This is a genomic window from Pseudomonas sp. SJZ077 (assembly GCF_007993905.1).
GTDB lineage: Bacteria > Pseudomonadota > Gammaproteobacteria > Pseudomonadales > Pseudomonadaceae > Aquipseudomonas > Aquipseudomonas mandelii.
Genome location: NZ_VIUJ01000008.1, coordinates 23,086 through 36,697, shown reverse-complemented (window position 1 = coordinate 36,697; position 13,612 = coordinate 23,086). Strand labels below are relative to the sequence as shown.

The following is a 13,612-nucleotide window of genomic DNA, read 5'->3' as shown; positions in this document are numbered from 1 at the left end:
ATCCGCTGCTCATACCTGTAGGCAGCGGTTTTGAGCCTGCGAATTCATTAGGTAATCAGGGAGTGGCAAAGTCATGTGTCCAACACCGACGGCGGGCGAGCAGCTTCCTGGCAGGTTGATTCTGGTGGTTGAAGATGACCCGCTTATTCTTGAGTTTCTCTGCGAAATTCTTCAGGAAGAAGGTTTCATGGTTGAACCGCAAGTCAGCGCGGATGCCGCATCGGAATACCTGAAAAAACACGCCAACGAGGTCGGTCTGTTGTTGACGGACATCACCATGCCCGGAAAGCGGAACGGCGCGGATCTGGCCAATGAGTTCGGCGATCGCTGGCCCGGCAAGCCGATCATGATCATGTCCGGTTTTGAAACTCCCAAATCCTCCGGGGTCCGGCATAAGGTGTCGTTCATCAAGAAACCCTGGGCGTTGGGACAACTGCTGGATTGTGTCGAGGCGGCCTTCAAGTCGCGACAGTAAGTGTCGCTCGTGTACATTAACGGACCTGCCTGACACACGAAGGAAGCTTATCCTTGTCTGCCCACAACTCCGTTTTCAATACCCCGTATCGCGCGTTCCTGTTCGATATGGACGGCACCGTCCTCAACTCCATCGCCGCCGCGGAGCGGATCTGGACCACTTGGGCCTTGCAGCACGGCGTGGATGTCGAGTCCTTTCTGCCGACCATTCACGGCGCCCGCGCCATCGACACCATTAATCGTCTGGCGTTGTCCGGAGTGGATGCCAAGGCCCAAGCCGACTGGATCACCGAAGCGGAAATCGAGGACGTGGAGGGGGTGGTCGAAGTGGCCGGCGCGGCGAACTTCCTCAGGTCCCTGCCCAAGAACCGATGGGCCATCGTCACCTCGGCACCGCGAGCACTGGCGGTGCGCCGGATGGCGGCAGCAGGGATTCCCGAACCCGATGTCATGGTCACCGCCGAAGACGTCAGCGCCGGCAAACCGGACCCAGCGGGCTATCGCCTGGCGGCTCAACGGCTAGGCCTCGAGGTGACTGACTGCCTGATCTTTGAAGATGCCGCCGTGGGCATTCTGGCGGCGGAGGCGGCAGGGGCGGACCTTGTGATCATTACCTCGACTCATGACCATCCGATTCAGACGGTGCATGCGACATTGGCCAGCTATGACTCCGTTGCGGCGCAAGTGGCTCCCGATAACCATATCCGCCTGCACCAACTCTAATGTGGGAGTGAGCCTGCTCGCGATAGCGGTCTTTCAGTCAAACAGATGCTGGATGTGCCGACGCTATCGCGAGCAGGCTCGCTCCCACATTGGGACTGTGCAGGGTCAATAAATCCCGGGGATCAACCGCCAAGTCCGGGCGCAATAAGCCTCATATTCATTCCCGAACTGCGCCTTCAATAACGCCTCTTCCGAATGAATCCGCGCAATCAGCGGAATTACCGTCAGCGCCGCAAGCAACAGCCCGACCCCCGAGCGAAACGCCAGCGCCCAGCCCACGGCGATGACCAACATCCCCAGGTAACTGGGGTTGCGCAAGCGGCGGTAAATCCCTTCGGTCACCAGACTGTGCCCCGGCTGAATCGCCACCAACCCGCTAAACCGCTTGCCCAGCACAAACACCGGCCACAGCCGTAGCGCGCCGCCGAGAATGAACAGTAATGCCCCCACCCAGCGCACGCCTTCACCGCCGAAGGTCCAGAAGTCGATGCGGTCGGTGTAGGCCGGCAGGTACCCGCTCAACAGTCCTATGACGCCGAATGCCGGCAGCACCCAGCGGTTGGCCCGGTCCTCACGTTCCCCTGGGCTCAGATTAACCTCGGTGAACAACGAGGCAACGACCATTACCAAGGTGGCGATAACAACGACCACCAGCGGCGCATGGGTGAAGAACGCCGCAAACCCGCCCAAACCCCACACCGCGAGACCGAGGTAGGCGAGGGTGGAGACGATGGCGAAAAACGCCAGCCTGGCCGAGATTTTCATGGGCACCCATTCCCGCTTTGCACCGATGTCTTCAGTGTAGATGTTCATGCCGATTCGCCGGTTTGGGCTGGCGTCAGGAAACGTTTCGGTCAGGCAAAAGCAGAGGTGCATGGACCGTTTGAATCGGGTCTGCGAGAAAACCCTGGAAGGGGCTGGTGATTCCGATTCACTGGGATGATTTTTTCGAGCCGCTCGACGAGGGGGCGCCCCCGATGCCTGCGTGGATGGACCCCTTCGAGGTGGCGATGCAAAGGTTGATGCCGCTGGCCCAGGCCGATGGCGTGGCCCTGTGATTAATGCCGCTGTATAAAACGGTCGACCTGCGAGCAGCGCTTCCCCCGCGCTGACGCTCACGCCGTCATCTGCGACCTGGCATTACGCCGAATGACCTGCGGCGGTTGACCGAACGCCCGGAGGAAGGCTTCGCGCATGCGGCGGCGGTCGGTGAAGCCGGCCTCGGCGGCGATCTGGTCGAGGGTCAGCCGTCCGCGCTCGAGCATTTGCCGCGCCGCCTCCAGGCGCAGATTTTCGATGGCCTTGGCCGGGGACTGCCCGGTCTCGGCGCGGAAGGTGCGGCTGAATTGTCGTGGGCTGAGGCGTGCCACTTCCGCCAGTTGCTCCACCGATAACGCCGATGTCAGGTGTTCCCGGGCGTAGCCGAGGACGGTCTGAATGCGGTCGGATTTGGGCTCCAGTTCCAGCAAGGCCGAATGCTGCGACTGACCACCCGCGCGGCGCTGATACATCACCAGTTTCTGCGCCACCGAACGGGCCAGGTCGGCGCCATGATCCTTTTCAACCATCGCCAGCGCCAGGTCGATGCCCGCAGTCATGCCGGCGGAGGTCCAGATGGAACCGTCGACTACGTAAATACGATCATCTTCCACTTTGATCGAGGGAAACCGCGCTTGCAGGTCCCGCGCATAGGCCCAATGCGTGGTGGCCCGCCGTCCGTCGAGCAGGCCGGCCTGGGCCAGCACGAATGCCCCCGAGCAGATCGACGCGGTGCGCCGGGCGGTTTTCACGCTGTCGCGCAGGTACGCCAACACACCCTCGGGCGCCTGCTCGAGAATCGAATCGCCGCCGACCACGATGACCGTGTCGAACACCCGCTCATCAAACGCCTGGGTGCCGACACTCAAACCGCCGGAAGCCCGCAGGGAGCGACCCTCCTCAGAGATCACGCTGACCTCGTAAAGCGCTTCGCCAGCGCTGAAGTTGGCGTACTCGAACACCGGCATCGCCGCCAACGCCATGGACTGGAACCCCTCGAAAACCACGAACGCCACGGAAGTCATGATGGTGCCCTCAAAAGCCAATGTCCGAAAAACGTACTTTAAACGTCATTTGAGACGAGCGTCAGTCAATTTATAACAGTTCACACCCGGCGACCTTATCGCCTCACTGTGAAGGAAATTGAACATGGCTCTTTCATCCAAAGGCACTGCACTGATCACTGGCGCTTCTTCGGGCATTGGCGCGGTCTACGCCGACCGTCTCGCCCGGCAGGGTTACGACCTGATTTTGGTCGCCCGCAGCCAGGGCAAACTCAACGCTTTGGCCAATCATCTGAGCAACGAAACCGGCCGCGCCGTGGAAGTGGTTGCTGCCGACCTCAAAGACAAAGCCGGCCTGCTACGGGTTGAAAGCATTCTGCGCAACGACGCGAGCATCACCTTGCTGGTCAACAATGCCGGTGTTGGTGGCGTGATGCCGTTGCTCGGCAGCCCGGTGGACGACATGGACGCCATGATCAGCCTCAATGTCACCGCGCTGATGCGTCTGTCCTATGCCGTGGTGCCCGGCTTCGTCGCGCGGGGCACCGGCACCGTGATCAACATTTCCTCCATCGTCGCAATCGCTCCAGAAATCCTCAACGGCGTTTACGGCGGTACCAAGGCTTTCGTGCTGGGCTTGAGCCAATCGATGCACCACGAACTGGCCGACAAGGGCATACGCGTTCAGGCGGTGTTGCCCGGCGCAACTGCCACCGATTTCTGGAGCGAGGCCGGCAACCCGGTGGAAAACCTGCCACAAGAGATCGTGATGTCCGCCGAGGACATGGTCGATGCGGCGCTGGTCGGCCTGGCGAAGGGTGAAGTGGTGACCATCCCGGGCCTGCACGAGGCTGATAAATGGGACGCTTACGAAACCCAGCGCCAAGTGCTGTCAGGCTCGTTCGGCCACTCATCGGCGGCACCGCGCTACCGGTAAACCGATAGCCCTGGGGCAGGGTGAACTAAGCTTGGAGAAGGATCGTTCATCACCGGCTCGCCGAAACCTCGACAGGCCGGTGCTGCCAAGGGAGCACACAATGCTTCACATCAGAACGCCTTTGATTCTGCACCCTGGCTTGTCAACGCCGACCCGGCGCATCTGGCTCAAGCTGGAAAACCTGCAACCCAGCGGCTCGTTCAAATTACGCGGCATGGGCCTTCTGTGCAGTCAGGCAAAGGACCAAGGCAAAAGCAAAGTCGTCTGTCCTTCCGGCGGCAACGCCGGTTTTGCCACCGCCATGGCCGCCGCTGCCCTCGGGCTGAAAGCCTGCATTATTGTGCCGCACACCACCCCGGAAACCACCCGTGCCAGGATCAGGAAAACCGGCGCCGAGGTCATCGTTCACGGCAAGGTCTGGGACGAGGCCAACCAACGGGCCAAAGCGCTTTCACAGGATGCGGATACCGAGTACGTGCCCGCCTTCGATCATCCCGTGCTGTGGGAAGGGCACAGCACCCTGATTGATGAAGTCCTCGAGGATTGCCCTCAAGTCGATGCGCTGGTGACGTCGGTCGGGGGCGGTGGATTACTGGCGGGGTTGCTGACAGGTTTGATCCGGCACCATCGCATGGACTGCCGGATCATCACCTGCGAAACCCAAGGAGCAGCCTCCTTTGCCGCCGCTGTCGAGGCCGGACATCCCGTCAGGCTGCCGCGTATCGACACCGTCGCGACATCGCTGGGCGCTGCGAAAGTGGCCGCGTGGCCGGTGCAGCACATCCTCGACTTTCCTCACGAATGCGTGGTGCTCAGTGATGACGAGGCAATCATGGGCGTGGTGCGTTACGCCAACGACCTGCGCCAGTTGGTCGAACCGGCGTGCGGCGTTTCATTGGCGGTGGCATACCTGGACCATCCGGCGATCGCCGAAGCCCATGACGTGGTGATTGTGGTGTGTGGCGGAGTCAGCATCAGCGCGCAGCTGGTGGCCGGGTGGGCGCGCTTGTCCGCGGGGTGAAGCAAAGGGGCAGGGCTGGAGACTATCCGGCTGTCGCGAGCCCCACCGTTACCTTTTCAACCTTCATTGGCCAGCAGCAACGCCTTCGTGGATGAGGATGGCTCTGGCCAGCTCTTCGTCGCTGGCTTCGAGTCCGGGATTTTCCTGGCGAATCTGATTCAACACCGACTCCAGGTACACACCGCGAATCGTACCGCCACTGGCAACGAAGCTGGAGGCGTCATCACGGGCGGGAATCGCCAGTTTGTGGTCCTTGAACGTCGAGTACAGTGATGCGGAAACCCCCGCAGAGGTGGCGACATCGCCGGCGTCCACTTTGGCGAAGGCCGAACCGAAGGGCAAACACAACATGAATGAGGAGATGATAATCAGACGGCGCATAGCAATGTCCTCTGAAGCGTGAAGCAAAAAAAGGAGTACTTCATCATTTAGGATGCCTGGCGAACGTCAGGAGTTCCCTGTGGATGCGTTATCCGCACCTAATCGTTCAAAACCGCAGCGTTGCTCCGGTGGTCAGCCACTGATCCCGTTCCCCCGTCAGGTTGCGGCCCACCACCAGATCGACGTCGATGCGCTCACCGACATGCAACCTTGGCCCGGCCTGCCATGCCTGTTCGCCGCCTTGCTGGCCGTAGCGTTCAGCAATCAGCGTCAGGGAACGGGCCAGGTCGTATTCGACGCCGGTGCCCCAGGTCCAGCGATGGTTTTGCTCGCCATCGTCATAGGCATGGGTCCAGCCGGCATTGAGGTTCAGGCGCAGGGTTTCGAAAGGTTGGTAGGTGAGGGGCAGGTTCAGGTCGACGCCATCGAAGGCGTGGGCCCGATTGAAGGCAAAGTGAGTCGACCCCGCCAGCGCCAACTCAAGGCCAAGGTCTTCCCGGGAGAAAATTTGCGCCTTGAATTGCGGGCTCAACCGGGTTTCCGAGTCCCCGTCGTCGCGGTCGTGCTGCACGGCGGCACCGAGTTGCACGTTGGGCAGGCCTTTGAGCGTGCAGTCCTGTGACACCACGCTGCTGGATGAGCCGTGCCGACCGTTTTGATACCAGGCGTCGATGTTGCATTCGCCGGGCGCATTGATTCCGGCGTCATCCACCGTATATGCACCGCCGGCAGCGTTGGCTTTGGAGATGATGCTGAGCACCGCAATCAGGCTCAGAGTGAGGCTGACGAACAACAGATTGCGGCGCAGGCGCCGGCCTTGAGCGGCTGGCAGGCTGAGCACGAAGGACGCGAATAGACGAGTGGGGTTTTGCATGAAGTTTATCTCGAAGTTATTTGATGGCGGCGGCGGTCAGCCCCCGATCCTCTACCGATAGGGTTTGCAAGCCGGCCGTCCGGGCCCGGGCGACCAACTCTTCGGTGTCTTCGCCGCCGGGCAGGGCGATCACCACGTCAGGTCGGCTGTCGAGCAACATGAAGTGGTTGCGCAGTCGTTCAGCCAACTTGCCGTGGCGCTGCCAGTTGGGCGGGTAGCGCACGATGTCGGCGCCGTGTTCCCGGGCCCACTCTTCGATGTCTCCGCCCAGGTATTGATTGCCACCATGGATCAGCACACGCACGGGGTGCAGGCGCTGGAAGGCGTCGAGGACCCGTCGGCACAGACGGCTGTCGGCGTAATAGCGGCCCGCGCAGATCAAGAGGCGCATGAGGAATTCTCCTTGGTCAGGTCGGTACTCTCGACCGGTTGCTCGCCGGCACGCTCCAGCAGCGGATAGCCCAGGGCGGCGATGTGGTGATGCACGCGGCGGTAATCGCGCAGGACCCGCTGGAAGATGTCGCCGGACTCCGCCCAGGTGTTCTTGTCTTCCTGCAACTTGCGAAAGTGCTCGCGGCTGGCGTGCGCTTCGAGCCTTCTGACCGTCTCCTTGCGATGGATCAAGTGGTGCGCGGTGGGAATGTCTTCACGCAGAAACACGGTAATCGCCAGGCTCAGGCTTTCCAGCAGTGCGTCGTGCAGCGGCGCGATGTTGCCCAGCTCGAACGCCGAGAACTGTTCGCCACGGCGCAAGCGGCGCATGGCCAACTGCGTCAGGCTGCTGGAAAGAATGTCCGCGGCATGTTCGAGGTTGATCACGAACAGCAGGATTTCCTGGGAACGATCGGCATCGCTGTCACTGATGCCTTCCTTGCCGATGTCCGCCAGGTAAGCCCGAATGGCCGCGCCCAGCAGGTCCAGAGACTGATCGACGCGTCGCACTTCATCGGCACAGGCGGGCACCGAGGTGTGGAACAGCTGCACCAGGCGGCCGAGCATTGCCGAGAGCATGTCGGCCATGCGCAACGCTTCCCGGGCGGCGTTGGACAGGCCGATGTTGGCCACTTCCAGACCCGCTTCGTCGAGGTAGTGCGGCATGCCCGGATCGACATCCCGCTCGGGGGCCGGCAGCAGATGGGTCAGCCCTTTGGCGAGCACATCGGTCAGGCCGATGAACACCAGCGCCAGCAGCACATTGAAACCGCTGTGCAGCGACACCACCAGCACCGAGGGCTCCAGCTTCAGCTCGGCCAGCAGCCCGGCAAATGGCAACACCACCAAGGCACCGACCGCACGCACCAGCAGATTGCCCAGCGGCAAGCGCCGGCCGACGCTCGAACCGGCATTGATCACCGAAGGCAGCGCACCGCCAATGTTCACCCCGAGCACCAGCGCGACGAGGGTGGTTCCCGACAGCAAGCCGGTGGCGGCCAGCGAGACGATCAGCAACACCACCGCCACGCTGGAATGGCACAGCCAGGTGAGGATGAGCGCCACCAGCAACGCAATCAGCAGATCGCCGTCCAGGCTCTGCATGATCAGCTGGAAGACCGGCGTGCCTTCGACGTCCGCCAGGGTTGAGCCGAGCATGCGCAGGGCCAACAACATCAGCCCCAGGCCGATCAGCGCACAGCCGACGCTTTCGTAGCGTGAGTCATCGCGCAGCCGGAACACCATCAAACCCGCGAGCAACACGATGGGTGTGAGGATTGAAACGTCGACGCTGAGCAGTTGCACCACCAGGGTCGAACCGATATTGGCGCCGAGCATTACCGCCAGCGCCGGCGCCAGCCCCAGGGTCCCGGCGGCCGTAAACGACGTCGCCATCAGGCTGACGGCGGTGCTGCTTTGCAGGATGCCGGTGATGCCGATACCCGACAGCAGCGCCATCCAGCGGTTGTTCAAGTTGTGGCCCAGCCACTGGCGCAGCGGCGTGCCGAAGCCGCGCAACAACGCCGAAGAAATCATGTGAGTGCCCCACAGCAAGAGTGCGATGGAGCCTGCGAGGTTGATCAGTAGAGTCGTTCCCGACATCAGGACTCTCCCTTTTCGATAGGGTTAAGCGCATTCCCCTGTAGGAGTGAGCCTGCTCGCGATAGCGGACTGTCAGCCAACATCAATGTTGAGTGATCCACTGCCTCGCAAGCAGGCTCGCTCCTACAGGGAATTGTGGTGTTCAGGTGATTTGGGTTTGCCCCCGTACTCCGGGGGCTCAGGCCATCAGAACCACTGCTTGAAGCGGCGGATGTAGATCGTCTTCATGATCTGCGCGAACACGCAGTAGCTGAGCAGGGTGCCCACCAGCCAAGGGAAGTACGCCCACGGCAGCGGTTGCAGGCCGACCAAAGTACCCAGTGGCGAGAACGGAATGTAGATACCCAGCGCCATCACCAACCCGGTCATCAGGATCACCGGCAACGCCGCCGTGCTCTGGAAGAACGGAATCTTCTGCGTGCGCAACATATGCACCACCAGCGTCTGCGACAGCAGCCCCTCGATGAACCAGCCGGACTGGAACAGGCCCTGCATTTCCACGCTGTTGGCGGCGAACACGTACCACATCAGGGCGAAAGTGGTGATGTCGAAGACCGATGAGGTCGGCCCGATCCACAGCATGAAACGGCCAATGTTTTTCGCGTCCCACTTGCGTGGTTTGCGCAGGAACTCCTTGTCCATCTTGTCCCACGGCAGCGACAACTGAGAGATGTCGTACATGAGGTTTTGCAGCAGCAGATGGATCGACAGCATCGGCAGGAATGGAATGAACGCACTGGCCACCAGCACCGAGAACACGTTGCCGAAGTTGGAGCTGGCGGTCATGTTCAGGTACTTCATGATATTGCCGAAGGTCTCACGGCCCTTGAGCACGCCTTCCTCCAGCACCATCAGGCTCTTCTCCAGCAGAATGATGTCGGCCGATTCCTTGGCGATGTCGGTGCCGCTGTCCACCGAAATGCCGACATCGGCATCGCGCAGGGCAGGGGCGTCGTTGATGCCGTCGCCGAGGAAACCCACGGTGTGACCGTTGGCCTGCAACGCCTTGAGCACCCGGGACTTTTGCAGCGGCGTCAACTTGGCGAACACCGTGCGTTCTTCGACCCGCAGCTTGAGGGTGGTGTCGTCCATGTTCTCGATGTCTGGCCCGAGCAGCGGCGTACCGGGTTCCAGCCCGACTTCGCGGCAGATCTTGCAAGTCACCACGGCGTTGTCGCCGGTCAGCACCTTGACGGTCACGCCCATGTCGCGCAGCGCGGCAATCGCCGGGCCCGCGGTTTCCTTCGGTGGATCGAGAAAGGTCAGGAAGCCGCGAATCACCAGCTCGCGCTCATCCGCGGTGTTGTACTGGTTTTTGCTCTGCGCTTTCGGGATCTCGCGGGTGGCGACCAGCAGCACCCGGAAACCGTCCTCGTTGTACTCGTTGGCCAGCGCCAGCAGGTCTTTGCGGCGCTGTGCATCGAGTGCCACGACGGTGCCGTTTTCGTGAATGTGGCTGGCGATGCTCAGCATTTCCTCGACCGCGCCTTTGCACACCATCAGGTGATCGTCGCGGCTGTCCTTGACGATGATCGACAGGCGCCGACGGACGAAGTCGAACGGCAACTCATCGACCTTGCTGTAGGCAAACGGCACCCTGAATTTTGGATTGGCGTTGGCGAACTGCACCACCGCCTGGTCCATCAGGTTTTTCAGACCGCTCTGGTGATGGCTGTTGAGCCACGCCAGTTCGAGGAGCGTGTCGTCGCGCCGGCCGTTGCTGTCGACGTGGTGCTCAAGGATGATCTTGTCCTGGGTCAGGGTGCCGGTCTTGTCGGTGCACAGCACGTCCATCGAACCGAAGTTCTGGATCGCATTGAGGCGCTTGACCACCACTTTGCGCTTGGCCATGGCCATCGCGCCTTTGGCCAGGTTGGCGCTGACAATCATCGGCAGCATTTCCGGGGTCAGGCCAACCGCGACTGCCAGCGCAAACAGGAACGCGTCACTCCAGTCGCCCTTGGAGAAGCCGTTGAGCAGGAACACGATCGGCACCATGACCAGCATGAAGCGGATCAACAACCAACTGACGCTGTTCACACCGCGGTCGAAGGCTGTTTGCACCCGCGAACCGACAATCGCTTTGGCCAGCGAGCCGAAGTAGGTACGCGGGCCGGTTGCGACCACCACCGCTTTGGCCGTGCCGCTGACCACGTTGGTGCCCATGAAGCAGATGTTCGGCAAGTCCAGCAGGTTGGATTGATCGGCAGCGCTGCGGGTCGCCGACTTCTGTGCGACGTCGCCCAGGGTGTCGTACTTCTCGACGGGCAAGGCTTCGCCGGTCAGCACCGCCTGGCTGATGAACAGGTCGCGGGATTCGATCAGGCGGATGTCCGCCGGGATCATGTCCCCGGCGCTGAGCTGAACGATGTCGCCGGCCACCAGTTCGCGCATCGGCACTTCGCGCAGCACCGGGGTGTTGCCGTTTTGTCCGCGTCGCAGCACGGTTGCGGTGGTGCGCACCATGGCTTTGAGGGCTTCGGCGGATTTGGCCGAGCGGTATTCCTGCCAGAACCGCAGCAGGCTGCTCAGGGTAACCATGGTCATGATAATGATGACTTTGGTCAGGTCCGCTTCGTCGCCTTCGCCCTGGCTGATCGGCAGCCAGTAATCGGTGAAGAAACTGATGCCTGCCAGGGTCAGCAGGACATAGATGAAGGGATTGTTCAGGGCCTTGAGCAGTTGGACGATGGCGTGAGGCGGCTTGTCGTGGGCGACCTCGTTATAGCCTGCGCGGGCTAGCCGGCCTTCGGCCTCGAGTTCAGTCAAACCGTCAGGGGTGGCGTTGAGATTGGCGAGGGTCACGGTCAGGCCGTTTTGCGCTTCCCGGGCGGCGCGCATCGACAGTTTGGCGTTATCGCTGCTGGCGCCTTTGGCGCGAGTATTCGGCGTTTTTACAGTCGTCATTGTGTGTGCTCCTGCCGCCGTCTTGCGGCACGACACACGGCTCGCTCAACTATTCATAGGCGAGCGAGTGTATGTCGAGTCGCAAACAGGCGATCAATTTCGAAAGTGTTGTTTTCTTGTGTTTTAACGTTCGCTGCGTATCAATGAAAAGTTGATGCGCAGCGAACCGTCTACTGGCTTCGTCCATAACTAACTCCGATAACGTTGTGTTTTAACAGGCAATAAGAAGTTGCCGAATTTCCTATCAAGGAAAACGCTGGGGGAAGAACGTTAAAGTGCCTTCAGGTCAACTGAATGCGCGGGTCTCGAAGGTAAGACCGAGCATCCGCGCGATGCGCCGACTCGGTGGTTCCTGGCTGTCGTCGAAGCTCCAGCGTTGCTGAAGCCGACCCGTCATCGGGCAGACGCGCCAGTTGGCACGAGGGTGTGCCTTGGCAGGGGCGGAAGGGCTGGAAAACGGGGCGCTGACCCGAGTCGTCAACAGACGCTCACGGCACAGCTTGACCCGCATGGTCGATGCAAAGGCGCGCACGCCCGGCATTACGGTGGTTTTGAAGTTCATAACATGCCTCTGGACCGGACGGACGCCGGTGAGGCAAGTTACGGTGGAGCATCAAGCTCTAGCGCAGCTCACCCGACCGAAAAGTCGAGTCCCGTCATTTACTGGGTTATGTGCCAGGTTCCGCGAATTCGCAGCGACCCGACAGCGACTAGATACTGTGTCCATTGGATTCTTTTGTGAGTTGAAAAAAGGCCTTCGTCGAAGGCCCGGGCAATTTACTCAGGGAGGTGGGTGAAGTCAACTGCCAATACCCGCCAAATACCAAGATGAATGGGGAAAACATCGAAACTTGATATTGAAGTTAGAACTGGTTCAGCTAATTGACAGTTAGTTGCATACGAAATGGCTGCCAGCCCCCTAATGGCCCTCCGGCTTACAACATTCCCTGTAGGAGTGGACCTGCTCGCGATAGCGGTCTGTCAGCCGACGTCGATGCTGGCTGACCCGCCGCTGTCGCGAGCAGGCTCACCCCCACCGATGGCACTCGTGATAATCCAGAACAATTGTATTGCCCATCCCTGTCTGTTTCCCCACAGACGGGCTGCGTACCTTGGGTCCACTGCAACCTCACAAGGACCCGCTCATGCTGACCCGATTGGTACTGCCGTTTGCCCTGTTGTTCACCCTCCATGCAGCTCACGCGGCGGATGCCGAAAAATGGTACCCCTCGAAATACGGTGCCAACGATGAAATCGGCGCGCTGAATCTGCTAAACGCGGAGTCGGTGATCAACGCCTCCAAATTGATCAAGAGCGGCAAAACCTATCCGCTGGCCGTGCCCATCGACAAGACTCTGCCCGCCTTCCGTCACCGCAGTTTTCACCTGACCAACATCCAGCCGGGCGAGGCGGGTGGCACCACCATGGGGCCTAACAAGTTCACCTTCAACGATGAACTGGTGGTCGGCTGGACCGGTGTCGGCACCCAACTCAACGGCATCGGCCATATCGGCATCGACAATGTCTACTACAACGGCAACCGTGCGGCGGACTTCGTTACCGTCGAAGGCGTGAAAAAACTCGGCATCGAAAAAGTCCCGCCCATCGTCACCCGTGGCGTGGTGCTGGACATGACCGCCGTGTACGGCAGCGCCATCGTGCCGGAGAAAACCGAGTTCAGCGTTGCCGATATCCAGAAGGCGCTGGACCTGCAAGGCATCAGCATTCAGAAGGGCGACGTGGTGCTGTTCAACACCGGTTGGCTGGAACTGCTGGGCAAGGACAACGAGAAATTCCTCGCCGTGGAGCCGGGCATCGGCATGGCCGCGGCCAAATGGTTGGCGGACAAGCAGATCGTCGCGTTCGGCGGCGACACCTGGGCCTCGGAGATCTACCCGGCGAAAGACGGCCAAGAGTTCCCGGTCAACCAGTTCATGCTGGCCAAGAACGGCATCTACAACCTTGAATTGATCGACAGCCGCGCGCTGGTGAAGGACAAGGCCTGGGAGTTCATGTTCGTCCTCGGACAGCCGCTGTACAAGGGCTCGACCCAGGTCAACATCAACCCGGTCGCGATTCACTGACACCTGGTACCACCGATGACAGGCGGGGGATGACGAATACTCATCCCCTGGCCCGTTGTTGTCATTTGTTGCCCATCAGCCCGGCCAATAGAGTGAAGCGTGCGCCTTCGGCGTACCCCTTCAATTCGAATGATC

General features: G+C 60.8%; 14 protein-coding genes. 6 read left to right on the top strand and 8 right to left on the bottom strand.

The window, feature by feature from the left end:
* The first annotated feature begins 73 nt into the window (after positions 1–73).
* Together FBY01_RS13990 and FBY01_RS13985 are read left to right on the top strand one after the other, a co-directional pair.
* Positions 74–475, top strand: coding sequence for a response regulator (locus FBY01_RS13990; protein WP_010455297.1), 402 nt, complete (start codon positions 74–76; stop codon positions 473–475).
* A 53-nt stretch (positions 476–528) separates the two neighbouring features.
* Positions 529–1,197 carry an HAD-IA family hydrolase gene (locus tag FBY01_RS13985; RefSeq protein WP_145308355.1) on the top strand — a complete coding sequence of 223 codons (669 nt, stop codon included), beginning with the start codon at positions 529–531 and terminating at the stop codon, positions 1,195–1,197.
* Between the two features lie 105 nt (positions 1,198–1,302).
* Here the strand turns inward: FBY01_RS13985 and FBY01_RS13980 are convergent, their stop codons facing one another.
* Positions 1,303–1,962 (bottom strand): isoprenylcysteine carboxylmethyltransferase family protein, encoded by a 660-nt coding sequence (locus FBY01_RS13980; protein WP_145308387.1) that lies wholly within the window; start codon positions 1,960–1,962, stop codon positions 1,303–1,305.
* A gap of 155 nt (positions 1,963–2,117) precedes the next feature.
* On the opposite strand from FBY01_RS13980, the gene FBY01_RS31555 reads away from it, so the two are divergent.
* Positions 2,118–2,255, top strand: coding sequence for a hypothetical protein (locus FBY01_RS31555; protein ID WP_178113258.1), 138 nt, complete (start codon positions 2,118–2,120; stop codon positions 2,253–2,255).
* 57 nt (positions 2,256–2,312) lie between these two features.
* Here FBY01_RS31555 and FBY01_RS13975 read toward each other — a convergent pair whose 3' ends face one another.
* Positions 2,313–3,260, bottom strand: coding sequence for a GlxA family transcriptional regulator (locus FBY01_RS13975; RefSeq protein WP_077749447.1), 948 nt, complete (start codon positions 3,258–3,260; stop codon positions 2,313–2,315).
* Between the two features lie 124 nt (positions 3,261–3,384).
* Between FBY01_RS13975 and FBY01_RS13970 the strand changes: the two genes are divergently transcribed.
* Positions 3,385–4,176 carry an SDR family oxidoreductase gene (locus FBY01_RS13970; protein WP_010455288.1) on the top strand — a complete coding sequence of 264 codons (792 nt, stop codon included), beginning with the start codon at positions 3,385–3,387 and terminating at the stop codon, positions 4,174–4,176.
* A 100-nt stretch (positions 4,177–4,276) separates the two neighbouring features.
* Entirely contained in the window at positions 4,277–5,197 is a 921-nt protein-coding gene (locus tag FBY01_RS13965) for a pyridoxal-phosphate dependent enzyme (protein ID WP_010455286.1), read from the top strand.
* Between the two features lie 63 nt (positions 5,198–5,260).
* Here FBY01_RS13965 and FBY01_RS13960 read toward each other — a convergent pair whose 3' ends face one another.
* From FBY01_RS13960 to FBY01_RS13935, 6 genes are all read right to left on the bottom strand, one after another.
* The gene (locus FBY01_RS13960) at positions 5,261–5,578 is read right to left on the bottom strand and encodes a DUF2388 domain-containing protein (protein ID WP_083376481.1); all 318 of its coding nucleotides are present in this window, start codon (positions 5,576–5,578) and stop codon (positions 5,261–5,263) included.
* Between the two features lie 106 nt (positions 5,579–5,684).
* On the bottom strand, positions 5,685–6,452 hold the full coding sequence (locus FBY01_RS13955; protein WP_145308357.1) for a hypothetical protein: 768 nt from the start codon (positions 6,450–6,452) through the stop codon (positions 5,685–5,687).
* 16 nt (positions 6,453–6,468) lie between these two features.
* Positions 6,469–6,843 (bottom strand): DUF2493 domain-containing protein, encoded by a 375-nt coding sequence (locus FBY01_RS13950; RefSeq protein ID WP_010455279.1) that lies wholly within the window; start codon positions 6,841–6,843, stop codon positions 6,469–6,471.
* Positions 6,831–8,486: a Na/Pi cotransporter family protein gene (locus FBY01_RS13945; RefSeq protein WP_145308358.1), complete on the bottom strand. Its 1,656-nt coding sequence runs from the start codon at positions 8,484–8,486 to the stop codon at positions 6,831–6,833. Before FBY01_RS13945 ends, FBY01_RS13950 begins: the two co-directional genes overlap by 13 nt.
* Positions 8,487–8,672: 186 nt before the next feature.
* Positions 8,673–11,393, bottom strand: coding sequence for a magnesium-translocating P-type ATPase (mgtA, locus tag FBY01_RS13940; protein WP_145308361.1), 2,721 nt, complete (start codon positions 11,391–11,393; stop codon positions 8,673–8,675).
* A gap of 286 nt (positions 11,394–11,679) precedes the next feature.
* Positions 11,680–11,955: a hypothetical protein gene (locus FBY01_RS13935; RefSeq protein ID WP_145308363.1), complete on the bottom strand. Its 276-nt coding sequence runs from the start codon at positions 11,953–11,955 to the stop codon at positions 11,680–11,682.
* Positions 11,956–12,538: 583 nt separating this feature from the next.
* Here FBY01_RS13935 and FBY01_RS13930 point away from each other — a divergent pair.
* Positions 12,539–13,477 carry a cyclase family protein gene (locus FBY01_RS13930; protein ID WP_102595064.1) on the top strand — a complete coding sequence of 313 codons (939 nt, stop codon included), beginning with the start codon at positions 12,539–12,541 and terminating at the stop codon, positions 13,475–13,477.
* The last annotated feature ends 135 nt before the right edge of the window (positions 13,478–13,612 follow it).